The 24,310-nt window shown below is 68.0% G+C and carries 21 protein-coding genes and 2 pseudogenes; 8 read left to right on the top strand and 15 right to left on the bottom strand.

Translation table 11 applies throughout. The features are described from left to right. Positions 1-95: 95 nt before the first annotated feature. Positions 96-1,010 (bottom strand): LysR family transcriptional regulator, encoded by a 915-nt coding sequence (locus ACIBBH_RS31495; protein ID WP_399410444.1) that lies wholly within the window; start codon positions 1,008-1,010, stop codon positions 96-98. Between the two features lie 177 nt (positions 1,011-1,187). On the opposite strand from ACIBBH_RS31495, the gene ACIBBH_RS31490 reads away from it, so the two are divergent. Next, on the top strand, positions 1,188-1,736 hold the full coding sequence (locus ACIBBH_RS31490) for a dihydrofolate reductase family protein (RefSeq protein WP_399410442.1): 549 nt from the start codon (positions 1,188-1,190) through the stop codon (positions 1,734-1,736). A gap of 707 nt (positions 1,737-2,443) precedes the next feature. Here ACIBBH_RS31490 and ACIBBH_RS31485 read toward each other — a convergent pair. Next, a pseudogene (locus ACIBBH_RS31485) lies at positions 2,444-2,650 on the bottom strand (transposase); the annotation flags it as partial. On the opposite strand from ACIBBH_RS31485, the gene ACIBBH_RS31480 reads away from it, so the two are divergent. Together ACIBBH_RS31480 and ACIBBH_RS31475 are read left to right on the top strand one after the other, a co-directional pair. Further along, positions 2,630-3,205 (top strand): M15 family metallopeptidase, encoded by a 576-nt coding sequence (locus ACIBBH_RS31480; RefSeq protein WP_399410601.1) that lies wholly within the window; start codon positions 2,630-2,632, stop codon positions 3,203-3,205. The pseudogene ACIBBH_RS31485 and the gene ACIBBH_RS31480 overlap by 21 nt on opposite strands. A gap of 536 nt (positions 3,206-3,741) precedes the next feature. Beyond that, on the top strand, positions 3,742-4,350 hold the full coding sequence (locus tag ACIBBH_RS31475) for a hypothetical protein (RefSeq protein WP_399410440.1): 609 nt from the start codon (positions 3,742-3,744) through the stop codon (positions 4,348-4,350). Between the two features lie 2 nt (positions 4,351-4,352). Here ACIBBH_RS31475 and ACIBBH_RS31470 read toward each other — a convergent pair whose 3' ends face one another. The 4 genes and pseudogenes from ACIBBH_RS31470 to ACIBBH_RS31455 all read right to left on the bottom strand — a co-directional run bounded on the left by ACIBBH_RS31470 (position 4,353) and on the right by ACIBBH_RS31455 (position 8,843). After that, entirely contained in the window at positions 4,353-4,883 is a 531-nt protein-coding gene (locus ACIBBH_RS31470) for a transposase (RefSeq protein ID WP_399410599.1), read from the bottom strand. After that, positions 4,880-5,167: a winged helix-turn-helix domain-containing protein gene (locus tag ACIBBH_RS31465; protein ID WP_399410597.1), complete on the bottom strand. Its 288-nt coding sequence runs from the start codon at positions 5,165-5,167 to the stop codon at positions 4,880-4,882. Before ACIBBH_RS31465 ends, ACIBBH_RS31470 begins: the two co-directional genes overlap by 4 nt. Positions 5,168-5,245: 78 nt before the next feature. Beyond that, positions 5,246-5,398: pseudogene (locus ACIBBH_RS31460) on the bottom strand (helix-turn-helix domain-containing protein); the annotation flags it as partial. Between the two features lie 91 nt (positions 5,399-5,489). Continuing rightward, entirely contained in the window at positions 5,490-8,843 is a 3,354-nt protein-coding gene (locus ACIBBH_RS31455) for a S8 family serine peptidase (RefSeq protein WP_399410438.1), read from the bottom strand. Between the two features lie 584 nt (positions 8,844-9,427). Between ACIBBH_RS31455 and ACIBBH_RS31450 the strand changes: the two genes are divergently transcribed. After that, positions 9,428-13,168: a S8 family serine peptidase gene (locus tag ACIBBH_RS31450; RefSeq protein WP_399410436.1), complete on the top strand. Its 3,741-nt coding sequence runs from the start codon at positions 9,428-9,430 to the stop codon at positions 13,166-13,168. A 158-nt stretch (positions 13,169-13,326) separates the two neighbouring features. Here the strand turns inward: ACIBBH_RS31450 and ACIBBH_RS31445 are convergent, their stop codons facing one another. Further along, positions 13,327-13,641 (bottom strand): transposase family protein, encoded by a 315-nt coding sequence (locus ACIBBH_RS31445; RefSeq protein ID WP_399410595.1) that lies wholly within the window; start codon positions 13,639-13,641, stop codon positions 13,327-13,329. 143 nt (positions 13,642-13,784) lie between these two features. On the opposite strand from ACIBBH_RS31445, the gene ACIBBH_RS31440 reads away from it, so the two are divergent. Then, positions 13,785-14,192, top strand: coding sequence for a group II intron maturase-specific domain-containing protein (locus ACIBBH_RS31440; RefSeq protein ID WP_399410434.1), 408 nt, complete (start codon positions 13,785-13,787; stop codon positions 14,190-14,192). An 84-nt stretch (positions 14,193-14,276) separates the two neighbouring features. Here ACIBBH_RS31440 and ACIBBH_RS31435 read toward each other — a convergent pair whose 3' ends face one another. From ACIBBH_RS31435 to ACIBBH_RS31410, 6 genes are all read right to left on the bottom strand, one after another. Next, positions 14,277-14,528, bottom strand: a complete 252-nt coding sequence (locus ACIBBH_RS31435; RefSeq protein ID WP_399410432.1) for a DUF664 domain-containing protein — start codon at positions 14,526-14,528, stop codon at positions 14,277-14,279. Next, a complete protein-coding gene (locus tag ACIBBH_RS31430; RefSeq protein WP_399410430.1) occupies positions 14,525-14,782 on the bottom strand; it encodes a DUF664 domain-containing protein in 258 nt (85 codons plus the stop codon). Before ACIBBH_RS31430 ends, ACIBBH_RS31435 begins: the two co-directional genes overlap by 4 nt. A gap of 159 nt (positions 14,783-14,941) precedes the next feature. Further along, entirely contained in the window at positions 14,942-16,120 is a 1,179-nt protein-coding gene (locus ACIBBH_RS31425) for a cytochrome P450 (protein WP_399410428.1), read from the bottom strand. Next, positions 16,117-17,448, bottom strand: a complete 1,332-nt coding sequence (locus ACIBBH_RS31420; protein WP_399410426.1) for an MAB_1171c family putative transporter — start codon at positions 17,446-17,448, stop codon at positions 16,117-16,119. The genes ACIBBH_RS31425 and ACIBBH_RS31420 overlap by 4 nt, the downstream gene beginning before the upstream one ends. Further along, complete coding sequence (locus ACIBBH_RS31415; protein ID WP_399410424.1) at positions 17,449-17,988, bottom strand: ParH-like protein; 540 nt, start codon at positions 17,986-17,988, stop codon at positions 17,449-17,451. Positions 17,989-18,159: 171 nt separating this feature from the next. After that, positions 18,160-18,960, bottom strand: coding sequence for a helix-turn-helix domain-containing protein (locus ACIBBH_RS31410; RefSeq protein WP_399410422.1), 801 nt, complete (start codon positions 18,958-18,960; stop codon positions 18,160-18,162). A gap of 991 nt (positions 18,961-19,951) precedes the next feature. Between ACIBBH_RS31410 and ACIBBH_RS31405 the strand changes: the two genes are divergently transcribed. Beyond that, the gene (locus ACIBBH_RS31405; protein WP_399410420.1) at positions 19,952-20,749 is read left to right on the top strand and encodes an SAM-dependent methyltransferase; all 798 of its coding nucleotides are present in this window, start codon (positions 19,952-19,954) and stop codon (positions 20,747-20,749) included. A 184-nt stretch (positions 20,750-20,933) separates the two neighbouring features. Here ACIBBH_RS31405 and ACIBBH_RS31400 read toward each other — a convergent pair whose 3' ends face one another. Then, positions 20,934-21,488, bottom strand: a complete 555-nt coding sequence (locus ACIBBH_RS31400; protein ID WP_399410418.1) for a hypothetical protein — start codon at positions 21,486-21,488, stop codon at positions 20,934-20,936. A 311-nt stretch (positions 21,489-21,799) separates the two neighbouring features. Here ACIBBH_RS31400 and ACIBBH_RS31395 point away from each other — a divergent pair, with 311 nt between their 5' ends. After that, on the top strand, positions 21,800-22,441 hold the full coding sequence (locus ACIBBH_RS31395) for a carbonic anhydrase (RefSeq protein ID WP_399410416.1): 642 nt from the start codon (positions 21,800-21,802) through the stop codon (positions 22,439-22,441). Between the two features lie 338 nt (positions 22,442-22,779). Here ACIBBH_RS31395 and ACIBBH_RS31390 read toward each other — a convergent pair whose 3' ends face one another. Next, entirely contained in the window at positions 22,780-23,754 is a 975-nt protein-coding gene (locus ACIBBH_RS31390) for an L-threonylcarbamoyladenylate synthase (protein ID WP_399410414.1), read from the bottom strand. Positions 23,755-24,146: 392 nt separating this feature from the next. Between ACIBBH_RS31390 and ACIBBH_RS31385 the strand changes: the two genes are divergently transcribed. Beyond that, entirely contained in the window at positions 24,147-24,308 is a 162-nt protein-coding gene (locus ACIBBH_RS31385) for a CHAT domain-containing protein (RefSeq protein ID WP_399410412.1), read from the top strand. Positions 24,309-24,310 lie beyond the last annotated feature (2 nt).

Raw genomic sequence — 24,310 nt, 5'->3', positions numbered from 1 at the left:
CCTGCTGCGCCTGGACGAGTTCGCATGCGCCCCCGTCACCTCGGTGGCGTTCGCTCATAGGGATGCAGGTATGGGCCTATAGACCTGGTCAGAGGTCATTGGTGGGTGGCGGCCAGGTAGATGCGGTTGGCGACCTCTTGGGCAGTGCGGGCGAAGGCGCGGATGCGCGGGGTGTTGTTGGACTTCAGCCAGACGGGGGCCCAGTCGATCGGCGGGGCGTCGCAGAACGGGATGAACGCGACGTCGGGGCGGGTGTAGAAGCGGACCACCTGTGCGCCGACGATGTATCCGCCACGTCCCGCGCCGATGAGTTGCAGGACCTCCTGGAAGGTCTCGAACGACGGGCCGCCGGGAATTGCCCGGTCACGGGGCGTGCGCTCGGGCCAGCGGTCTGATGGCCAGTCACCGGGCAGTGCGCCGGCCAGCCGCAGGAGCGGGATGTCGGCGAGGTCTTCCATGGTCACGCTCTTGCGGCGGGCCAGCGGATGGCCGGCGGGGACGGCCAGCATCCGGGGTTCGGAGATCAGTACCGGGCCGATGACCAGGTCGGGTCCGGGGAGCGGCAGGCTCAGGACGAGGACGTCCACGTCGCCTTCGCGCAGCCGGGCGACGGCGTCGATGATCTGTGCCTCCCGGACGTGGACGGGGCAGTCCGGCTCGCGTTCGGGAAACAGGTCACGGGCTTGATGGGCTACCTGTCCCGCGGCGGCGCCGACGAAGCCGACGCGCAGTGCGCTGCGGGTCTGCCGGACACTGTCGATCGCGTAGTCGAGGCCGGCCTGGATCTGCTCGTAGCCCGGTCGGAGGTCCTCGTGCAGTCGGTGGCCGAGCGGGGTCAGGCGGACGCTGCGGTTGGTGCGCTCGAACAGCGGCGCGCCGATGTGCCGCTCCAGCTTCTTGATGGTCTGGCTGATCCGGCCGGTGGTGACGTGCAGGCGCTCAGCGGTGCGTCCGAAGTGCAGCTCCTCGGCCAGGGTGAGAAACGCTTCGAGCTCCAGGCGTTCGAGCACAAGGCCCCCTCGGTTGTGGATCCGGTGTTGAGCCCGGCTAAACGTGGGTTCCAGTATCGGGCGTTGTTCGAGCGGATCTTGCCGAGCAGTCTGATCGGGACGGCGCACGCGGCACGATTGCGCAGCCGAGGCGCCGCATCACTTTGCTCAGTTCTGTCTCGAACCAAGGAGAATTCTGTGGGCAAGATCGTCGCCCTGACCTACCTGTCGCTCGACGGCGTCATGGAGAACCCGGCCTGGACGGGCCCGTACTTCAACAGCGACCACGCCAAGTACGCACACGGCCAGCTGTTCGCCGCCGAGGCCCTACTGCTGGGCCGGGTCACCTACGAGGGCATGGCCGCCGCCTGGCCGCAGATGGAAGACTCCGAGGGCGAGTTCGCCGTTCGGATGAACACCCTCCCCAAGTACGTCGTCTCCACCACCCTCCAGCAGGCGGAGTGGAACGCCACCGTGGTCCGCGGCGACCTGGCCACCGAGATCGCCAAGATCAAGGACCAGTGCACGGGCGACATCCTGATCTACGCCAGCGGTGACCTGACGAACGCTCTGATCGAACTCGGGCTCGTCGACGAGCTCAAGCTCTGGATCCACCCCGTCATCGTCGGCAAGGGCAAGCGCCTCTTCCCCGATGGCACCCCCGGCACCTCGTGGACGCTCGCCAGCACCACGAACTTCAGCTCCGGCACCGTGGTCCTGGACCTCCGGCCCGCCGAACAGAAGTAGCGGCACGGGCTCCGCCGGGATGAGGACGGAGGAACCGACCCCATCCCGGCGCCCCACACACGGCCGCCGCCCGACTGCCGTCCCGCCACGGGCAGTTCCCGACCCACGCCTACTGACTGTTGCTCCGGCAGACTGCTCGATACCCACCGCGGCCCGCACGGCAACGGAGCCAGGTCCTCACGAACCGGGCCTTCAGGGGACTCGGTCCGAGAGTCGGTGTGCGCCTGCTCGACGGCTTCGGGATACCCCTCGCGCTTGGTGTGCTCGGCCAGGGCCCGGTAGACGCTGGCCACGGACGGGTTCTGTCCCTTGCGTTTGCCGGTGGGGATGATCAGGTCGGGCCGGATCTGCTCGACGGACTCGCCGAGCGCGCGGCGGCGGAGCACGGTGTGGAGCATGTCGTCGGTGATGACCGGCGGCCGGCCGCCGTGCTTGCCCGACGGCTGTCCGGGCCCACGGTCGGCCGGGGTGGGCACCCGCAGAAGCTTGGCGAGCCGGGGCACCTTGGTGAAGCGGCCGGTGTGGTAGGCGGAGGCGACCGCCCCAGAGCGCGAGCGGCACGGCGAGCCCGGCTGTGCGTCACACTTCGGGCAGAGGCGGTGCGACGGAATCGCATCCATCCTGGTAACGCGGCCCGGATCACCACCTGTCAAAACTTCTGACAGCAACACCGGTTTCCTGGTCCGTTCCTGCTCGGGCCCCTGTAGTCACTGGCCGAGCTGGTTCGGTTCGGGCGGGGGAAGCTGCCGGTCGTCCTCGGTGGGGCCGGCGGTGAACAGTTCGGCCATGGAGCCTTCGGAGAGGTAGCGACGGTCGAATACCTGCCACTCGTCGTGGAGTTCGGCCAGGACCGCGGCTGCGAGCCGGTCCAGGGCCGCAGGGTTGGGAAAGACCTGCACGACGTCGGCCCTGCGTACTCTCGCAAGGTCGACGATGCAGGGGCGTTCGCGTATCTGCGAGGAGGGGTCCTGGCTCGTCTTCTTAAGGCTCAGCAGCTGCTCCCGGATGGCATCCGTCTCCTGTTCGTCGAGGGGTACCGGCCGCCCTCGCTGCAGCGCTACTACTTCGAGTGCTATGCCGACGAACTGCGGGCCGGAAACCCAAGCTGGTCGCCGACGCAGGTTCGCAAGGCCGCGAGCCGGTACGTATCGCCACCGGAGATCGCGCCTCACAGCGCCGGCGCCGCGGTTGACCTCACGCTCATCTCCGCCGACGGACGGGAACTCCACATGGGAACTCGGGTGAATGCCAGCCCGGAAGAGAGTGACGGCGCCTGTTACACGGACGCCGATAACGTCGACTGCGCAGCGCGGGCCAACCGGCGGGTGCTCGGTGACGCGCTGTCCGCCGCGGGCCTGGTGAACTACCCGACCGAGTGGTGGCACTGGTCCTACGGTGACCGCTACTGGGCCCTTGCTACCGAAGCTGGCAGCGCGATGTACGGGCCGCGGGAACTTAGAGGGCAATAAGCGAGTCTTACATCGTTATGGGTTAGCCAGAACATGTGGGGTTGGTGGGTTTTGGCTCGTCGGCGGGGTTGGCCGTGGTGGGCTGGTGTGGTGCCTGGTGGTGCTCGATTCGCAGTCGGAGCGCGCGGCGGCCGGGGTGCCGAGGTCGACGACGGGCCTGGATGCGGCCAAGAAGAAGTACCCCTCAAAGCCCAACCGGCCGATGACCTCCAGCTCGTAGCGCAGCTGTCGCACGGCACGCTCGTTCGTGTCCAGGTCTCGGGCGACCATCCCGGTCTCACACCGCTGCCGCAGCAGCCGCATGGCCGACCCGCGCTCGGGGCCGGCGCCGACGACGGAGGGTTCGGGGAAGTGGAGGATCTCGCGCAACTCGTAACGCCCCTGATGGCCGCTGACCGACGGATGCTGGCGCCTTCCACGCGGCGGTCAACGGCTCGATCACCGTCCACTCGGCATCGGTCAGGTCGGTCCTGTACGGCTTGCGCTCACCCACAATGCGCTGCGGTACCAGAACCGGACCGGCTGCCAGTGGGTACGTGCTGCTGATGCTCCTGGTGCTGGCCAGCGTCATCACCATGTGCCGCATCGAGCTGGAGAACGCGCGCACGTTCGTCACCGACCGCGGCACGCTCCGGTCCGTCGCCCTGCGCTACCTCCCCCTGCCGATCGCTTTCGCGGCCCTGGTGGCCTGGTCGGACGCGGGCAGTACGAGTACGGCGGCGATCGCCGCGGTGTTCCTCGCCACCCCCAGCTCGGTGGTGGCGATGACCGTCAGTCGCTGCCTCGGCGGGCTGATCATGCCGACGTTCGCGCAGGTCCTGCTCTCCTCGCTGGCCGCGACCGTGTCCTTCTCGACCGTCCTCGCGCTGACCCTGCACGAGGACGTCGCCCCGGCCATCGCCATCAGCGCCGCCACCTCCGCCGGCGTCGTGACGGCGGCCTACCTCCTGGTCAAACGCCTGCGGGAACGCTCTCCCATCCGCACGGCCAAATACGGCGAGCGCAACGGATACGTGGCCGTGCTGCTGCTGACCGCGTTCATCGTGCTGGCCTGCCTCAAGCTCGACCTGCACGGCTTCACCACGTATGCGCCCACCGCCATAGGCATCGCCGTCGGCCTGCGCCTAGATATCTTTAACGGCTGAGGTTACGGCGGTTGGAAGTCGAGCCCGGTCTTGGCGATGAGGCCGTCGTTGATGCGGGGCCGGTACTGCATGCGTTTCAGCCGCGTCTTCACCAGCGTGGTGAGCTGGTCGAGGCTGTGTTTTGTGAGGTTGGCCAGCGACCTCTTCAGGTGTGACCACACGCCCTCGACGGGGTTGAGCTCGGGAGCGTACGGCGGCAGCTGGTAGACGGTCAGCCATAATCGGGCGGCGATCAGCTCGCACATGGTGCGGCTGACGTGCGTGTTCAAGTGGTCCCAGACCAGAACGATGGGGCCGCCGAGCTGCTGGTGGGCGGCATCGAGCAGGCGGGCATAGTCGGTCTCGGTGAAGCCCTTGCGGCGGCCTTTGGAGGGGCCGCGGTCGAGGTGGATGCGGTAGATCAGCCGTGGCCGGTGGCCGGCTTCGGCGCAGATCAGCGCCGCCATGGAGACACGTTTGGTGCCCGCAGCGGTGACCCGCACCACCGGGGTGTGACCCCGTCGGCCCCAGGTGCGGCCCTTGGGCGGCCTCAGGCCCTGGCCGGCTTCGTCCTCGAAGCAGAGCCAGGCGCCCAAGTCCGCCGCCCTCTTTTTATGACGGGCCACTGCTCGTCCCTCCAGGCGGCGATCTCCGCCTCGTTGCGCTCGGTGGCCTTACGGGAGGGGACCTGCACGCTCCAGCCGATGCGGTGCAGCAGCAGGTCCAGCCCCGCCAGGGTGTACTCGACACCGAACCGGCGGCGCACGACCTCGGCGATCCGCGCCAGTGTCCAGCACTGGTCAGGCCAGCCGGAGGCGGCCGGGCCGGCATCCAACACCGTCTGCAGTACGCGAAGTCGGCCTGAGTCAAGCCTGCAGCGAGCACCGCCGGGGCCCTTGGAGGCCAGGGCCTGCCGACCTCCTGAGGCCAAGGCCCGCCGCCAGCGGTTCGCCGACATCCGGGTCACCCTGAACCGCCGGGCCACTTCCCGGTCACTGGCCCCGGCCTCGATCAGATCGGCGGCCGCGAGCCGGACTTGCTCACGCCGAGCCCGTTCCTCAGCCGTCAAGCCGCCGCCATCGGGATACCTCGTCCTCCCGGCATAGCGCGACCCACGACAGCCGTCACGCCCCCGCGTAACCCGGACCGTTAAATATCTCCTAGCCTTTCAGGCCGTAGGCGCGGATCGTGGTCTGCTCTATCGAGTCGCCATTGGCTGCCTCCGCCTTGACGCGCAGGGAGTCGAACTGCGCTCCGTCCGATGGCCTGGCGAGCAGCGCGCCCCAGGTGTCGCCGTCGATGTGCTTCACCTTGGCGCGCTGCCAGGTCTTGCCATCGTCGGCGGACTGCTCGACCGTGACCTTCTCCACCTGGCCGGTCCCCGTGGACTCCGCCTGCGCGCCGACGGTGATCTTCAGGGGGAACCAGGGCTGGTCGGGTACCCGGTTGTAGGTGTCAAACGGTCCGGTCATGCTGAGCGTGAGCAGCGGCTGGTACGTCGCCTCGGCCACGTTCTCGGAGAGGAACGACCACGTGGTGGTGGTCTCAGGCGCCAGGGACGCCCACTTGGGGCTGCGGTTCGACTTCACCTCCAGGGTGTACCGGCCCTTCTCCGCTGGCACTGCCCAAAAGCCCCACGGCTTCGGCGCGGTGCCGATCACCGTGCCGTCCTTCTTGGCGAGCGTGGTCTGCGCGGTGATGTACTGCGCGCTGAGCGCGGAGGCGGCGGAGTGGCCGGGATCGCCCGGCGAGTACGGCCAGACCTGGGCGAGCAGGTTGTCGCCGAGCCTGACCACCCGGTTCCACGGGTGCATGGAGATGTCGGAGCCGATCACCGCGGAGTTCCAGGTGTGCGTACGCCGCTCACCCGGCTTGTAGCCGTAGTACCCGGCCTCGACGTGCCCGTCGAAGTCGCTGATCTCCGGTACGTCGGTCGGGCGCTGCCACAGGTAGTGGCTCCACCGGATGTCCTCCCTCGCCGAGTAGAACTCCGTACGCCTCGACGGCAGGGGGATGTCGTCGAAGGCCGCATTCACGACGAACTGGTTCGGCAGGTAGGCCGGAGTGGAGGAGCGGGTGCCGAGGGCGTCGATGCCCTGCGCGCGGTACAGCGCGCGCTCCTGCCCTAGCTCATGGTCGCGCACCCGGTAGCTGAGCGAGTTCGGGATCCCGCCCGACGACGGCTGGGCGACGTAGTACGCGTACCTCTCGCGGCTACCCGGGGACGGCAGGAGGGTCTGGAAGATGCCGAAGTCGAACCTGGCGGGGTCGGCCTTCACCGGGATGGCGTAGAGCTCCTCACCGCGGTAGCTGCGGTAGTTGGTATGAACGGGGATGCCGTCGCCGGCCTGACCGACCACGTAGATCTGGTCGATGTCCGCGACGTGGCGTATGGCGTCCGGCTTGTCGGCCTTCACCTCGATCTTCGCGCCCTCACGGGCGTCCAGGGTGATCATCGTGGGTTGGTCGAGGACGATCTGCGGGACGCTCGCCCACGTCCTGCTGGCCGTCTGCGCCGGCTCCCCTGGCTTCGGCGTGTCGACGAGCGCGTTCAGGCCGTACGTCGCCTTGGGGAGGCGTACGGTCAGCGCGCCGTTAGTCAGCGGCGGCAGCTGGGGGGAGTCGCCGTTGTCGAGGTTGACCAGATTGAAGTAGTGGTCGAGGTCCGGGCTGGCCGGATTGCCCGCGCGGTCGAGGGCCTTGACCGTCAGCTCGTACGACTCGGGCTCGGTGGTCGCGGCGAACGGCGTGGTGACGGTGGCGCCGTCGGGCCCGGTCGCGGTGACGCGCCCGCCGAAGCTGCCGAGGGTGCCCGCGAGCAGAGCCTTGGGCGTGACCGTCAGGTCGACGGTGGCCGTGCCGTGCGCGGGCACGGTGACGTCGTTGTCTGCAACGGCGAACGCACCGTCAGGCAGCCCGGCTCCGCCCGGTCCCGCCCCAGTGACCTGGAGGGACAGGGTGATCGGAGCGTCGCCGTCGTTGGTGTACGTCACGGCCTTGGTGATGGGCGGGAGATCGGTCTGCGGGTACTTCAGCAGCCCGAAGTCCACGGCGGTGGTGGTGGCGCGGACGGTCTGCCGGACGGCGCGGGCGAGGTCGACCCGGCCGCTGCCCTGGTCGAAGACGCTTGCGCCTGTGACGGGCTTGGCGGTGCTGGTCAGCGCCGCCTTGAGCGTCTTGCCCGACCAGTCGGGGTGCTGCTGGGCCAGGATCGCGGCGCTGGCCGCCACATGCGGGCCGGCCATCGAGGTGCCGCTGGCGGTGGTGTAGTGGTCGTCGACGGGCGTGCCCATGGACGTGCCCGCGGCGCGCGCCGCGATGATCGACTCACCGGGCGCGGCGATATCGGGCTTGACCGCGAAGTCGCGGAACCGCGGCCCGCGTGAGGAGAACCCGCTTACGTGATCGGTCTTGGACACGCTGCCGACGGCGAGGGCGGCGTCGGCGGCGGCCGGGGTGGCAACCGTGCCCGACGCGCTGCCGCTGTTGCCCGCGGCGACGACGAAGAGGGTGCCGTACTGGGCGGAGAGCCGGTTCACTGCGGCGGAGAGCGGGTCGGTTCCGTCGGTGGCACGGCCGCCGAGGCTCATGTTGACTATCTTCGCCCGCTGCGCGGCCCACTCCATCCCGGCGAGGATGGCCGAGAAGTCGCACGACTGCGCGCCGCACACCTTGCCGACCAGCAGCCGGGCGTCGGGGGCAACTCCCTTGTGCTTGCCGCCGGACGCGGCTCCTGATCCCGCGATGATGGAGGCGACGTGGGTGCCGTGCCCGAAGGTGTCCTTGACTCCGTCCGGGCTGTTGGTGAAGTCCTTACCCTCGGCGACGGCGGAGCCGAAGTCGGGATGGGTGGCGTCGTAGCCGCCGTCGAGGACAGCGATGGTCACGCCCTTGCCGGTGTACCCCGCCTCCCACGCGGCCGGTGCGCCGATCTGGGTGTTGCTCTGGTCGTCGGTGAGGCGCGCCTCGCCGTCGAGCCAGATCCTGGTGACTCCGTCCTTGAACCTGCTTTGCTTTCCGGCGTCGTGGGTGATCAGCGAGGCCCAGAGCTTGCCGAGTGTGTTCTTGTCGGCGACGACCGACGAGCCGCCAAGGCTGGGCAGTCGGCGGGTCACCTTGGCGATCCCGACCTTGGCTGGGGTTTTGTCGGACTGGGAGGAGACGAGCAATGGCAACGTGCTGCGGGACTTGTCGTCCCGGTGCTGGCGCACCAGTTCCGCCACGTCGAATAGGTTGCCGTCGAGCGCGCCGGACGACACTAGTGACCGTGCGTCGTCGGGAATCACCACGATACGGTCAACGCCGTCCTGGTCTCTGCTGATGTGTCTGATGAATCCGATGTCCTTGCGGCCCGGACCCGGGAGCACCCTGAGCTCGTACCGCCGGTCGGGGAGTTGGGTGACGATGACTCGATCTCCGGTGATCAGCGTCGCAGAGTGGGTCACCGGGTTCCACTCACGGCCGGCGGCCGGCGCCCGGTCGGCCGTGTCCGACACCGCGCCCTGTGCGGGCATGGTGGGCACAAGCACGGCAGCTACCGCTGATAAAGCGACGAATGTCCTGGTCCAACGCATGATCGACTCCTTTGGAGAGCGCTGCGTGGCACGGCACCCGGACCGGAAGGCGATCGATTGTGCGCTGGAGCAAAGGCCCGGGCGTGATCGGTGCACGAATTCCAATGGCGCTTGCTACTCCATCGCCAACAGAGGCTGGACTAGACCTCTTTGACTGTCAAGGTACAGACCAACTGTGAAAGGTTCGACCAATTCCCGGTGAGCCGCATTTGTGGTCAAGAGGCAGCGACCTCCGGCCAACGCTCCCATCGACTTGCCCGCGCGCTCGCTGTACCGGTGAGGGACAAACGCGGTTGGCGCAAACTACCCATTTCCGACGGGTCGTCAGCTCACCCAGATGAATTTAAGTCTCTGACCTGGATGGAACCAGAAACCCCGATCTGCATGCTGGTGCGCATTGGTCTACACCTTCACAATCGCTCGTGCACAGACCCTCCTACAGCACCATCTGAAGGGAGCACCCGATGCGCACGCGCTCGAGGGTCTTGGCAACCGGTATCGGCTTGGCGTTCATGGTCGGAGGAATGCCTCCGGCCGTCGCCGACCCGAGTCCGACGCCACCCCCCATCACATCGTTAGAAAGCCCCAGATTCGACGCAGGCAAGGCCAAGCCCCACACCCTGACCCTGGTCACCGGTGACGTCATCTCCGCCGCCGTCCAGCCCGACGGGCGGATCGCGGCGTCCGTGCAAGCCTCCGCTGGCGCCGGCCACCTCTCGTGGACGAAGGGCAAGGAGACCTACTTCCTGCCCAAACAGGCCGCGCCCTACGTCACGGCGGGCCTCGTCGACCGGGAGCTGTTCAACATCACCCGGCTGATCAAGGACGGCTACGACGACCGCAAGCTGACAACGCTGCCGCTGATCCTGTCCTACGAGAAGCGGACGGCCCGCGGCTGGAGGGACCGGCCCGCACTCGACGGCAGCGTCAAGGCCCGGGAACTGCGGAGCATCAACGCAACCGCGGTGCGGGCGAACAAGAAGAAGGCCGCCGACTTCTGGCGGGACCTCACCGGGACCGCCCCGGGCGCACTGGCCAAGCGGGCTACATCGCCTGGCTCGTTGAAGCTCGCGGACGGCATTACCAAGGTCTGGCTGGACCGCAAGGTCGAGGCCTGCTTGGACGTCAGTGTTCCGCGGATCGGCGCGCCCGAGGTGTGGAAGTCCGGGTACACCGGCAAGGGCGTCACCGTCGCCGTCCTCGACACCGGGATCGCCAAGCACCCGGACCTCGAAGGCAAGGTGATCGCGGAGCAGGACTTCAGCGGCAGCGACACCGGGACCGACGACCGGACCGGCCACGGCACCCATGTGGCGGGGACCATAGCCGGCACCGGTGCCGCGTCCGGCGGCAAGTACAAGGGCGTGGCCCCGGACGCCGCCATCCTCAACGGCAAGGTGCTCGGCGACGACGGATCCGGCATGGAGTCGTGGGTCATCTCCGGGATGGAGTGGGCCGCGAGCAAGGCCCAGGTCGTCAACCTGAGCCTGGGATCCGACCAGGCCAGCGACGGCACCGACCCGTCCTCCGAGGCGATCGACAACCTCACCAAGTCCACCGGTGCGCTGTTCGTCGTGGCCGCGGGCAACTCCGGACCCCGAGCGCGCACCATCGGCTCGCCCGCCGCCGCCGACGCCGCCCTGACCGTGGGCGCCGTCAGCAAGCAGGACGAACTGGCCGGATTCTCCAGCCGGGGGCCGCGCATCGGCGACAACGCGATCAAGCCCGAGGTCACCGCACCCGGCGTCGGCATCGCCGCCCCCCGGGTAAAGGGCACCCCCGTCGGTGACGACGACCCCGTCGACGACAACTACGCCCGGGCCAGCGGCACCTCCATGGCCACCCCGCACGTCTCCGGCACCGCGGCGCTGCTCCTCCAGCAGCACTCCGACTGGAAGGCGGACCGCCTCAAGGCCGCGCTCACCAGCACCGCCAAGGCACTGCCCGACCTGACCCCCTACCAGCAGGGCGCCGGGCGCGTGGACGTGGCCAGGGCGAGCAGCCACACCGTGAGCGCGTCTACGGGCACCCTCAACCTCGGCTATTTCGAGCTCACCTCCGGCGAGGACGATGTGGACCCGGTGGTCAAGACGGTCACCTACCGCAACACCGGTGACCAGCCCGTCATCCTCGACCTCAAGGCCGACGCGGCCGACGACAAGGGCGTCCCGGCGGGCGGCGACCAGCTCAAGGTCGAGCCGGCCAACCTCACCGTGCCCGCCGGAGGCACTTCGGACGCCACCGTCACCCTCGACCTCGCCAAGGGCCCGTTCGGCATCTTCGCGGGCGCCCTGACGGCGAGCGCCGGCGACGGCTCCCCTCTGCGCACGACCGTCGCCTTCACCAAACTCCGGGCGCATGAGGTCTCGTTGAAGGCCATCGACCGTCAGGGTCGCCCGGCCTCCGCCTGGGTGGTGCTGGCCAGCCAGTCCAGCGGTGAGACGTTCAACGCCTGGATCGACGGCGGGACCGGCGAGGGCACCGTCAAGGTCATGGATGAGGGCCCGTTCTCGGTGTCGGCCTTCGTCTCCACCAAGGACGAGCCCGACCGGTACGAGATCGAGCAGACCGCCTTCGCCCTCCCGGACGTCAAGGTCGCCCAGGACCGCGAGTTGGTCTTCGACGCCCGCAAGGCGAAGCCGATCGAGCTGCGGCTCGACAGGCGCACCGAGCACTACCAGCAGAGCCAGAACGTGTACCGCAAGCAGGGCGAGGTGAACCTGCTCGTCATCAGCGGCACCTCCGACACGACCACCAGGCTCTCGGCCGTACCGTCCGAAACCGCTGCGGGCGGCGAGTTCGAGTACAGCACCCACCAGCATCGGATCGCACCGATGCTGCCGCGGGTCCGCACCGTCGGCTCGGGCGTCGCGCTGCACCCGACCTACATGGGCCTGATCGGCGGATTCTCCAACGCGCACCTGGACGGCAGGCGCCGCCTGGAGATCGTCGACGTCGGAGCCGGACGGCCCGAGGACTACGAGGGCAAGGACGTGAGCGGCAAGATCGCGCTCATCGCCTACAACCCTAAGGTGCCCTCGAGCGATCTGATCGCCACCGCAGCGGAGCGCAAGGCCAAGGCCACGCTGATCTACGGCGACCAGCCGGGCGTGTTCCACGACGACTCGGTGTGGCTCGCGAAGATCCCGCCGCTCGAGATCAGCCACGAGGAGGGCCGCAAGCTGCTCGACCTGCTGGAGTCCGGCCGAGTCCAGCTCGACATCCACGCGGTCGCGTCCGTGCCGTACGACTACAAGCTCATGCTGCCGGAGAAGGACCGCATCCCCGATTCGCTCACCTACCGGTACACCGACGACGAGCTGGCGTCGTTCACGTCGAAATTCCACGCCCAGTACCCCGATCAGGCCGGCGCCTACACCCTGCTCGCGCTCCGGCCTTACCAGCTCGGCGCGTTCACCTACTTCGTCGAGTCGAAGCTCCCGCAGCGAGCCCGGCACCACGTCATCGCGGACGGCGAGAACTCGTACGGCCAGATCGGCTTCAACCAGTGGCCCTACGGCCGGTACCCCTCGGTCGTCTTCCCGGACAGGTACGGCAAACCTGGCCACCAGGAGACCAAGGAATGGTTCAAGGCCCCGCTGGTGCCGGGCATCACCACGGTCCACGTGCCGCCCTCCCGGCGAGGCAACACGATCCTGCTGAACATGTCGTCGATCATCGACTCGAACCCCGAGCACGCCTTTGCGTACCCCGCCAATGACAGCGAGACGCGCGTGTACGAGAACGGCGAACTGATCGCGACCCGTCCAAACCCGTCGGGAGAGTTCACCGTCGGCAGCGGAGAAAAGGCCACCTACCGGGTTGAACACGATGTCAAGGAACAGGTGGACAACTGGCAACTGTCCACCACCAGCCACACGGTCTGGACGTTCGACTCCGCTGGTACGCCCGAGGGCGACTGGACCCCGCTGCCGGTGGTCAACAACATCTGGGACCTCCCGCTCGACGGGAACAACGCGGCACGGGCCGGTGCGCCGTTCGTCCTCAAGCTCAAGCCCGCCACCCAGTTCGACGCCCCGCAAGTTCCGATCAAGGACGTCAGGATCGAGGTCTCCTACGACAGCGGCAAGACGTGGCAGCAGACCCCCACGCCGGTGGGGCTCCCGGACGGCAGCTACCGCGCTGCCATCCTCCACCCCGAGCTGGCCGACACCGACGGGAAGGTCGCGCTGCGCCTGTACGTGGCCGATGCGCAGGGCGGCAAGCTCGAGCAGACCGTCCACGCCGCATACCTGCTGAAGTAGAAGGGAGCGGTTGAAAAGCGGGACCGGCCGGTGGGCCGGGGGCAGCCACCCCGGCCCACCGGCCGGCATCGCGCCATCAACACCGGCCCGCTCGACCCTCACCGGCCATGTCGACGTACACCCGAACGTGGCTCTGGCAAGATTTTCGTATGTGGAGATCATCTTGATGCCGTGAGAGGTGCGTCCGCATAGCGGCGGCGCACGACGCCGACCGACTCGACCAGGTGCTGCAGCAGCGGAGTGCGCCGCTGGTAGCGCACGGTCAGCCCCGGCACCTGCTCGGCGAACGTCACCTTCGGGCAGGCCGAGTTCTCGCAGTGCAGACGGCGCACGTTCAAGTCGATACGGACTGGCCGACCGCCGAGTGCTACATCGCCGAGGTGCCGTATGTAGCGACTGTGCACCCACTTGCTCAGCGTGCCGCACCCCGTGCACCTCGCCGAAGAATCCGATCTCGTACGGGCCGAGACCACCACAACGAGACCCGAGACATCGATCGAGAGCACGCCTGCCAACTACGGTAGCAACTCGGCCACTTCAACAGAACACAGCCAAAGACTGCCCGCTGCGCGGGCGGATCGCCCATCGCATCAAGTGATCTCCGCCTACGAAAATCTTGCCAGAGCCAGAAAAGTCCGTACGCCGACAGGAGGAGGTGCTGCGGTCAGTCAATCCGGTCCTTCGAGGCTGGGCTGCCTACTTCCGCTACGGCGCGTCCAAGAGAACGTTCTCCTACCTCGGCTGGTACGGGTGGTGGAGACTGCTTCTCTGGATCCGTTACAGGCACCCCCATCTGGCCTGGAAACAGCTGCGGCGCCGCTATTACGGGGCGGACCGCATCACGGAGGGCGGGGTCGTCCTCTACAACCCGGCGAAGATGCGGGTCCAGCGATACACGTTTCGTGGAGCGCAGATCAGCACCCCGTACAACATCGACGAGGTCGATCCCGATGGAGCACGTTTCCGCCGGACGAACCACGACGATGTGGCCTTCGTCGGCCAGGTCAGTGAATACCTCGCCTGATCCAGCGGATCACAAAACAGTGCACGGCGTCTCGTCCCTGACCGTGTCCGTTCCCCGCCCGGCCTCACGCAAGGTGGGTCGTGACTACTCTCCGGTGGCTCCGTCGATCCGCTCACGGAGCAGGTCAGCGTGACCGTTATGCCGCGCGTATTCCTCGATCATGTGGGTGAGGACATAACGGAGGGTGAACACCTCGTCGCGCCACTGCACGGTGGCGTCCAGAGACTCGGCCGTTTCCACGATCGCGCAGGATCGCGCGCACGCCGCCTGCCAGACCTTGAACGCCTCGTCGGGATCGGCCGAGTCAATGTCGAACTCGGCGAACGTGCCATTCACCGTCTCCGGCCAGTAAGCCCGGCATCTTCGCCGTTCCACACCACCTGGAACCAGCTCCGCTCGACCTCGGCCACATGCCGGACCAGCCCGAGCAGAGACAGACCCGACGGCGGAACCGCCCTTTCCTTCAGCTGCATGGCGGTCAGCCCTGCGCACTTCATCATCAGGGTCTCGCGCTGATACTGCAGGAAGCCGGTCAGCGAGGCACGCTCATCGGCTGTCGGCGAAGGTTCGGTCCGCTGGTGATCACTCATCCGGGCATCCTGCCAGGGGCCCAGCTGCCGAAGCTCGCCCTTTTCGCGCGATGGGGCCAATCGGCTCGTTCACGACGAACCCCAAAGATCGCCAGTTGGGGCCAGAGGAGTCGTTCCCGTGGGGCCAATCGACTCGTTCGAAGCATCGACAACCAGCGACTACCAGCGAACGGGGAGGCTTCGCAGGCCACGTTTGTGGAACGACGGCCACCACGTCAGCTCCTCGGGCTGGGTAGCCAGGGCTAGGCCGGTGCGGCGCCGCACGAGTGTGGTGAGGGTGATCTCCGCTTCGAGGCGGGCCAGTGGGGCACCGAGGCAGTAGTGGGCGCCGTGGCCGAAGCTGAGGTGTGCTGGGGCACGGTGCGGGTTGAAGTCGTCAGGGTTGTCGAACAGTGCCTCATCGCGATTGGCGGAGATGAGGGCTATCCAGACGCGTCCCCCGGCGGGAATGGCAGCTCCGCCAATGGTGAGGTCCTCCAGGGCGAAGCGGCGTACGCCCAGTGGGAAGGGCGGGTTCCAGCGCAGGGTCTCCTCGATGACAAGCCGGGGAGAAAGCTCTCCGCTACGGAGTGACGTGATGTGCTGCGGGTGGAGCAGCAGTCCGACAATGGCGTTGCCGATGAGGTGAACAGCGTTGTCGTAGCCGGCGAAGAGGAGCAAGAAGGACAGCGAGACCAGCTCGGCCTCGGTGAGCCTGTCATGCTCGTCGTGGGACGCCAGCAGGGCGGAGAGCAGGTCGTCCGTGGGATGGCGACGCTTGCTCGCGAGGACATCGATCAGGAACTGGTACATGTTCCGCATGGCCGCTCGCGACTCGGCAGCTGCTCCGGGCCGTGGCGACATCAGAGAGTTGGTCCAGGCCCGGAAGTTCGGTCTGTCCGCGGCGGGGATCCCCAAAAGCTCGCAGATCACGGTCATCGGCAGCGGCTCCGCCAGCGCCGCCATGAGGTCGGCCTCTGCGGCCGGGGCAGAGTCGATGAGCTCGTTGACACGGTGCTGGATGCGTGGGCGCAGGTCCTCAACGCGCCGTGGAGTGAACGCTTTCGCAACGAGGCCTCGGAGCCGGGTGTGATCGGGGGCGTCCATGTTGAGGAGGTGAGCGTCCAGCTCCGGCGGCATGGAGGACTGGTACTCGCCGCTCGTGCGTGCATTCGCCTTGTTCAGGGAGAAACGCGGGTCAGTGAGTGCCTCGCGGGCCTCGGCGTAGCGGGTGATCACCCACACCGGCTCGCCGTCGGGAGTGAGGCCCCGGTGGACGGGACCGGCCGCGCGCAGCTTGCGGTATCCCGTGTGCGGATCCGCCATCAGCGCGTCACCGAACAGGTTGTCTGCGCTCATGCTGTGACCGGGTCGGAGGGCTGGTCGTCCGACGTGGGCGCGAATGCCTTGACGATGGGGGAGGAATGGTAGGCGTCAGCGACGCGGGTGACCCAGGCGTGTTCCTTCTCGATGTTGCCATCAGCAGGGTCTTGCGGTGTGCCGGACGGGCCTTCGGGCATCTTTCGCCCGGCAGCCAGGGCCTGGAGGGCGGCCGCGATCTGCGCGGCCTCAACGACGGCTTCCAATTGGTCACCCTTGAGGCGAGCCGTCTTCGCGCGAGCGCGGGCGTCTGACGCCACCTGCTCCTCGTAGTAGGGAAGGAGCCGGAGCTGCAGGTCGCGGATCTCAGTGATCTGGCGAAATACCAGCATTTTCAGGTCACTGGCAGTGTGCACCACCTCGGGATCGTCATGGGGACGCAGTGCCAGACGGCCGTCGCGGACTTCAATGACCAGACGCCGGAAGAGCTGGTGGAAGTTTCGGGCGGTCCAGTGCTTGGTCCGCGGCGGCGGCGGCTTGATCAGCACCAGCTGCGGGAACCGCTCCGCCGCCTCGCTCCACAGAGGGTAGAGCCGGCGGTAAGCCCTGGCGTCGGCAGAGAACTGGCGTGCCCGGTCCAGTCCGGCCCCCCACGCCGGCATCGTGAACCCGACGGCGAACAGTCCCGCAGCGACGCTGGCAGACATGGGGGCTACGTAGCTGTTGACCAGGTCCGTGAGATGGGTGTCCCACCTCAGCGAGATCAACTTCGGCACGGCGTAGCCGAGGCCGAAACCCGCTCCCACGGTGACCACGCGCAGTCCGCGGCGCAGCCAGGGCTTGTCCACCGCCTTGGCGTATCGCCCGCACAGAACCACCAGCCCCGACATGCTGACCGCGAAGAGCAGCGCGTACACGAGCAGGAACTCGGAGATGTACGGCGTATGCGCGTAGTAGGCGTCGAAGTCGACGGGGTGCTCGCCATCGCTGACATCGCCCAGCAGGAAGAGAACGATCATGGCGATGACGGAGAGGACGGCGTAGCCGACGATAAGCCGGTGCCACAGGCGTACCTTGGACTGCGCTGAGGACCAGCTGACCAGCAGGGCCAGGAACGAGGAAAGGCAGGTCGCGACAGAGAGGTAGACCGGGAGGGTCGTCAGGTTCGGGTAGTCGAACAGGGCGTCGAGCCGGACGTAGAGCCAGGGGGCCGCGAGGACGAACGGGGTGGCAAATGTGGCGATAGCCAGGCACAACAGCCGCAATTCGGGGTTCCGCCAGCCTTTGGCCAGGTCCTTGGCCTTGTAGAAGAAGGCGCTCCACGTGATAACCGCCATGATGCCGTAGACAACATTGTGGAGCAGCACCTATATCTCCCCTGCATTGCGTTCGAGGGAGCGCTCCAGATGGCTCACGAGATTGGCCACTCCGGGGGCGAGATCGCGACGGCGATTGGTTTGCGTGGGGGCCTGGCTTTCGCGTATGGCGAGCTGCGAAGCAACCATCTCCGCTGCCCGTTCTTCGTGACTCGAGTAGACCGTGCGCCCTAGAACGGTGCGCACGAGAGCGGGGCTGAGACTGGGCATGAGCAGCTGCGCGACTTCGTCTTTATCCGCTGGGGTGGAAGAGTGCCCGAGCAGCATGTGGCCCACTTCATGGCGGACAATGTGAGCGCCGTGGGCTTTGCTGGTGTTCCTTTGATAAAGGATGTAGTCGACCTCGTCGGTGGCTATCCATAGCCCGCAGGGGCTGCCTGGCCGGGTCGGCATCGCCATCGGTATGAGAGAGATCTCCCGTTGCCGTTTCTGCTCAAGCGCATCGCACAAGGAGTTCACGTCGTACGGTGCAGGGACGTCGACGCGTTCGATCACCTCAGCGCAGTAACGCAGAAGTGCCCTGTCGTCCATCCCCGCTCCCCCCGGGTGCGTGGCCGGCCATTGCCAGCGAACAAATTCCATTTGCGTCCCCCTCGTCGTCCGGCAGTTGGTGGCTCCGGTCTAGAGCGCTTCCGGCGGCGCGGGAACTTGAGCCTATGACCGTCCCTGTCGCTCGGGGCAGCCGGGCGTGCACTGAGCGTGTCACATCCGTTGACGCCGCCCCGCCTGTCCCAGCTGTTGGATCACTGGGACGAGTGCCTGGCATGCCTCCTCGTCCAGTCCGAACAGGGCGCGCATGGCGACTTCCCGCGCTCCAACGCTCTTGAGCGCGCTCAACACTTCCAGGTCCTCGGACATCCTCTTGGCGACTGCAGCGTCGCTGAAGTAGGCCACCGGCACCATGAAGAAGTTGGCGACGCCTTCCAGGAGATCGCGGGACGGAGTGGCCGTGCCCTGCCCTGTCCGCAGCGCGAAGATCTCTGATTCCGTGACCGGACAGCCCTGCGCTGTCACCGCGCGGGCAACTTCCGCCTCGCTGAAGGCGCCTCGCCCCTTCGGGATCACCACCTTGAACAGGTAGTCGAGCTGTCGAGCGATGGAGCATGCAGAGGGAGCCGTGGCCTCCCCTCCCTGCTGCCCGTGCTCGCCCGAGCCGGGCTGCGCCGCCGGCTCTTCGGGCTCGCCGGGTAGTGGCTCGATGGTCAGCTCATCCGTCTCGCCCAGGAGGTAACTGACTCGCACCCGGAAGACGCGTGCAAGCGCCCTCACTGTGTTGACACCGGGGTTCTTGACGGCGCCAGAAGCGATGTTCAGCACGGTTTGGGTGCTGATCCCCTTCTCCGCCGCCTGGTCCGTGGCCCCCTTGTCCAGGGGTGGCAGCTGCCTGCTCCGCCGAGCGATCTCCTCGTAGCTCGAGGGACCGGTGCCGCTCGGATGGCGGTTCTCGATCAGCCAGGTGAGCCGGTCGGCGATGATCCCGCGGCTGGTGGGCGCGTCACCCATCTCCTTGAATCACACTCCTAGCCAGGGACAGCAGCCGTTGTGTCCCCCATGAATCTAGCCGATTAGATATTCGATCATCAACGCCGCATGGCTTCCAATGCACTTGACAGAATCATGCTGGCTGCGCATAGGGTCAACTCACCTCATCCAACGAACTGGATGGGGCACCTTCAGGCAGGACACGCCTCCAACACAGTTGAGAACCGAAGGGTGCGATTCAGGTGGCAAGGAGCTCCCCATCCGGTTGGAGCAGCCGAGCGAGCCGTCGGGCCCGCGGCCACGCCCCCTCCAAAGCCACTGGAGCGCGCCGCATCGCCGGGGCGGGGACAGCAACCACGCCAGCCCCGAAGCCAAAAGGCGCCCCTCAGCCCCGCCCGGGAGCGGCAACCGCCATGACCAGGAAGGCAGCGACGGCCCGTCGGAGAAGCCTCGTTCGCTACCGGATGCATGGCCGCCCTCAGCCCCCAGGGCACCACGACTTGGAAGGCAGAGGCGAGCCGAACGGGTTGGCAAGCGGGATGACGTCCGGGCGCGACAGATCCTGCAACCAACGGACGGCTGGAAGCTGACAGGCTCATGGGCCCACGGACGCACCACCCCCCACGTCTCCTGCCCCTCGCTGCCGTCCGCCTCAAGTCCAATCACGCCCTCAATGCTGCGCGTTCCCGCTGCGTGTGTCCCACCCCAGTCCATAGGAGGAGTTCCCGTGGCGACCGCCAAACCTGAAGCCAGCAGCCTCCGTGGGGGGGTACGTCTCAATGCGTGTCCCGGGAGTCAACCTGACGCCTCATCAGCATGCGAACTCGCGGCCTCAGGACTGCAATTGAGGCAATGGTGGTCTGACCCGAACGATCTGGTCGGCCTGGCCCTGGTCGCCCGCGCCGACGACACCACCCCCGCCGCGTGATGCGTCCCGCCCCACAAACAACGGCGCCTCGCATCGAAAACACATCCGCCCCCCGACCGCGGCGATGGCCGAGAGGAGCGCCGCGTGAGACAGCACGGCTTACCTGCCCCGAAGATCGACACCAGCAGGCCTCACCCTGCGAGGATCTACGACTACCTGCTGGGAGGCAAGGACAACTACCAGGTGGACGAGCAGGCCGGTGACGAACTCGCCGCCGCCTCCCCCGAGGTACGAATCGAGGCACGAGCCAACCGCGCCTTCCTAGAGCGCGCCGTCCGCTATGTCGTCGGCAGCGGCCTCCGCCAGATCCTCGACATCGGCACGGGGATGCCCCACTCGCCGAACGTGCACGAGCTCGCCCGCGAGATGGCGCCGGTCGTGCGTGTCGCGTATGTCGACAACGATCCGATTGTGACGGCGCATGCAGACGCGCTGCTCCGTAGCTCCGACGCGATCAGCGTCGTGCTCGCCGATCTCCGCGACCCGCAGGCCATCGTGGAGCACCCTGACGTCCGCAAGGTCATCGACTTCAACGAGCCGGTCGCCCTGCTTCTCGTCTCCATCCTCCACTTCCTCGCGCATACGGAGGCGCCTGAGCAGGTCATGGCCACCCTGCGCGACGTGCTACCGGCCGGCAGCTTCCTGGTGCTCTCGCACGCCACGGGTGACTTCGCCGATTGCACCAAGGCCGAGGCCGTGTACAGCCGGGCCACCGCCAGTCTGAGTCTTCGGTCCCGCGCCGAGATTGAGCGGTTCTTCGACGGCTTCGAACTGGTCCAACCTGGCCTCGTCCAAGTCCCGTTTTGGCGACCGGACGCGCCGCCACCAGCCAAATCCGGCAAGATCGGCGTCTACGGTGGTGTGGCCCGCAAGATCAGCTGAACACGCTCTGCAGCTCGACGGTGTCGTTCACCCGGCCTTTTGTCCTGACCGACGCAGTCGGCATCCGCCTGCCCTAGGGACGTTGACGACGCCATCAGGCCGTGTCAGGAACTCCGGCGGTGGGTGCTGGGTTTCGCCCGCCGACCTGGCGCCTTCGTCGCCCTCGTCTGGACAGGCGTTGACGTCATCTTGCAGCCGGTCGTGCCGCTCGGGCCCGGCGTGCTGCCTGGTATGCCTCGGCGGGATTCGCTGAGCATCCTGGAGCCGGCCGCCATTCTTCATTGTTGAAGGAGGTGAAGGGGAACCAGCGGCCGTCGGGCCCCGGGCGGAGCTCGATGCCGGCGGTTGTGTCGGTGAGCGTGCCGTCGATGATGTCGATGTTTCCGAGAGACAGCACGCGGGAGGCGCGGATTGCGGTTCGGGCTTGCTCCAGTGCGTTGGACGGCGTCGGGGTCGGGGCAAGGGCGGCGTGGGCGCCGGCTGGACCGCAGTGCCGGTAGCCGATCATCATCGTGCGCAGGGTGGTCTCGAGGTGGCCGGTGGCGCGAGCGGCGTCCGGGAGGCGGTTGACGCCTTCGGGGTTGGCCAGGATGCGCACGGTGTCGGCAAGGCGGTCGTGCGGCTGGGTGCCGGAGGTGCCGATCCCGCAGCGGCTGCCGCGTGACGGAAGCAGCGGCCAGAGGAAGGGCAGGCGGAATCGGTCCGGAGGGGGCAGCGGCGTCGAGACGGTGCCGGCCACGTACTCCCACGATGCCGTGGCGAGGTCATCGAGTGACTGCCCGCGCAGTCCTACCGCAGGTGGCGGGACGTCGGTGTCCTCGGCTACGACCGCAAGGGTCTGCCCGGGGCAACTTCCGTGGCCGGGGGGCACCGCGCAACGGGGCCTTCACCGACTCCACGGCCACTGCGTCGCGCGCCGAGAAACCGAGTCGAGGCCGTCCTGGCCCGGCGCCTGGGGATGATGCCCGAGGCGTCGGCATCGGCGGACCCGGCGATGGCCGAGGCGACCAGGCGGTGCGACGGCTGGTGCCGGCTCGTAGACTGCGGGCCATGACCGAGATCCAGACTCCGACGCCCTCGGAAGCCTTCGAGCTGCTGCTGGCCGGTAACCAGCGCTTCGTCTCCGGCGCCCCCGACCATCCGAATCAGGACGCCACCCGCCGCACCGAGATCGCCCCGGGCCAGCAGCCCTTCGCCGTGCTGTTCGGGTGCTCCGACTCCCGGCTGGCCGCCGAGATCATCTTCGACCGCGGTCTGGGCGACTTGTTCGTGGTCCGCACCGCCGGGCATGTCGCCGGTACCGAAGTGCTCGGATCCATAGAGTTCGGCGTGAGCGTCCTCAACGCGCCCCTGGTCGTCGTACTCGGCCACGACTCGTGCGGCGCCGTCGCCGCGGCCTGCTCCGCCTTGGAGAACGGACAGACCCCGGGCGGCTTCGTCCGTGACGTGGTCGAACGAGTGACCCCGAGCGTGCTGGCAGCCCGCGCCGCCGGACGCGAGACGGCCGAGGAGATCCTGGCCGAGCACATCGAGCACACCGTGGACCTGCTGCTCGAACGCTCCCGCGTCCTGGCCGAGCGGGTGGCCGCCGGCCGCCTCGCCGTGGTGGGGCTGTCCTACCGACTGGCCGACGGCAGCGCCCAGCTCGTCGCCACCCGCGGCCTTGATGCGGCGGTCCCCACCCCGTCTTGACCGCCCCGGCCACGGCTGCCCCGGCCGCGGCCGGAAGGGACCCGTATACGTGGATGAAGGCCCGACCGGTCTGCCCATTCTGATCCGCCACGGCACGGAGGGGCCCCCGATGGCTCACGGAGCCGACCACACACCTAGCGCCGTCCCCCGCGCCGACCCAGCGCGGGCCGCGGTCTGCGAGCTGTGCCGGGGATGGGGCACGATCATCACCGACGACTGGCGGCACGAGCGGTGCCCGGCCTGCCAGACCGATGAACGCCCAGCCGAATCCGTCACGAATCCGTCCGACAGCCGCGTCCGACAGCCGCGTCCGGCAGCAGTGAGGGCGCGGGTGCTGGTCACGCCGTCGGTCGGGGCCCGGCGGCGCGGCGGAGCCGGTTGGCGATCGCCAGTCCCAGCCCCTCCTCCACCGGCAAGGACGCGACGATGAGGTCGCAGCCTCGCTGGTCCAGCTCGCGCAGGAACCCGTACAGCCCGCGCGCGTAGGCAGCCGTCGAAGCGGGGACCGCCACCACGGCGTGCGCCTTCACCGGGACGTCGGCGAGGGAAGGGGGAAGGAAGACGCCGACCTGGTGCCCCAGCCCCTGCGCGAGTTCCGCTTCGGTGACGACCTTCTCCGGTTCGACGAGGACGACCCGCGCCCGAGGGGCGTAGTGGGACGGATGCTGGCCCGGCACCCGGACGCGGCTCGTCGACGGGACCGCGATCGGGCACCCCAGTACCGCTTCGATGTCCTCGCGTGTAACCCCGCCGGGCCGCAGGATGCTCGGGATGTCGCCGGTGGCGTCGACGATGGTCGACTCGACGCCGACCTTGCAGGGGCCGCCGTCCAGGACGAAGTCGACGGCCTCACCGAGCTCCGCTCGCACGTGGTCGGCGGTGGTGGGGCTGACCGAGCCGAAGCGATTGGCGGACGGGGCCGTGACACCGCCACCGAAGGCCGACAGCAGCGCGAGGGCGACGGGGTGGTCGGGCACGCGCACGGCCACCGTCTGAAGGCCACCGGTCGCTTCGAGCGGCACCCGGCGACCGCGCCGCAGGACCAGCGTGAGAGGCCCGGGCCAGAAGTGTTCGGCCAGCAGACGCGCGGTTGCGGGCACGTCCTGGACCCAGTCGTCCAGATGCTCCGCGCTGCCGATGTGGACGATCAGCGGGTGAGAGGGAGGGCGCCCTTTGACCTGGAAGATACGCCCGACAGCGGCGGGGTCCTCTGCGTTGGCGCCCAGACCGTAGACGGTTTCGGTCGGCAGGGCCACCAGGCCGCCGGCGCGCAGCACCTCTGCCGCCTTCTCGATGTCGCTGGTTGTTGCCATCACCCGCGCAATCCTCCCACCGCACAGGCGACGTCGTGCCGCTGCGCCGACTATGGACCTGAACGGGCTGTCCTGGCAGCCCCAGCTGGAACGGGTACGAACAAGCCGCCTGATTTGCGACGTCCCTTGGCCTGTTACCGGGCTGTCGAAGGCCAAGGGACGTCTGCCATGGCCCCGGCGCGACAGCGGGAAGCAAGCCGGGGACCTCGGACGCCGGTGCACGCGTCCTGCCCAGTCCAACGCTCAACGGCCGATCGGGTCACCGCGGCGTCAACCGGCCGCGTCACCATCCTGATCAGCTTCGTCAGCCCAGGCGACCGCCCAGGTCCCCGACCGGATCGTCGGCCAGCAATTTGGCCAGCAATTTGGCCAGCCTCTGGCGGGTGCCGGACATGTCTACCGCACACCTGATCAGCGGTTTCTACGAGCACCTGCGCGCGGACGGCACGGCGACCAAGGCCCACGCACTGCGCGCCGCGATGCTGAACACCCGAGACCGGTGGCCCTCGTTGTATCACTGGGCGCCGTTCGTTCTTGTCGGAACCTGGGAGTGAGC

Origin of the sequence: Streptomyces sp. NPDC051636 (assembly GCF_044453765.1) — a bacterium.
GTDB lineage: Bacteria > Actinomycetota > Actinomycetes > Streptomycetales > Streptomycetaceae > Streptomyces.
The sequence above is the reverse complement of the archived record's forward strand: the minus strand, read 5'-3'. Positions and strand labels throughout refer to the sequence as shown.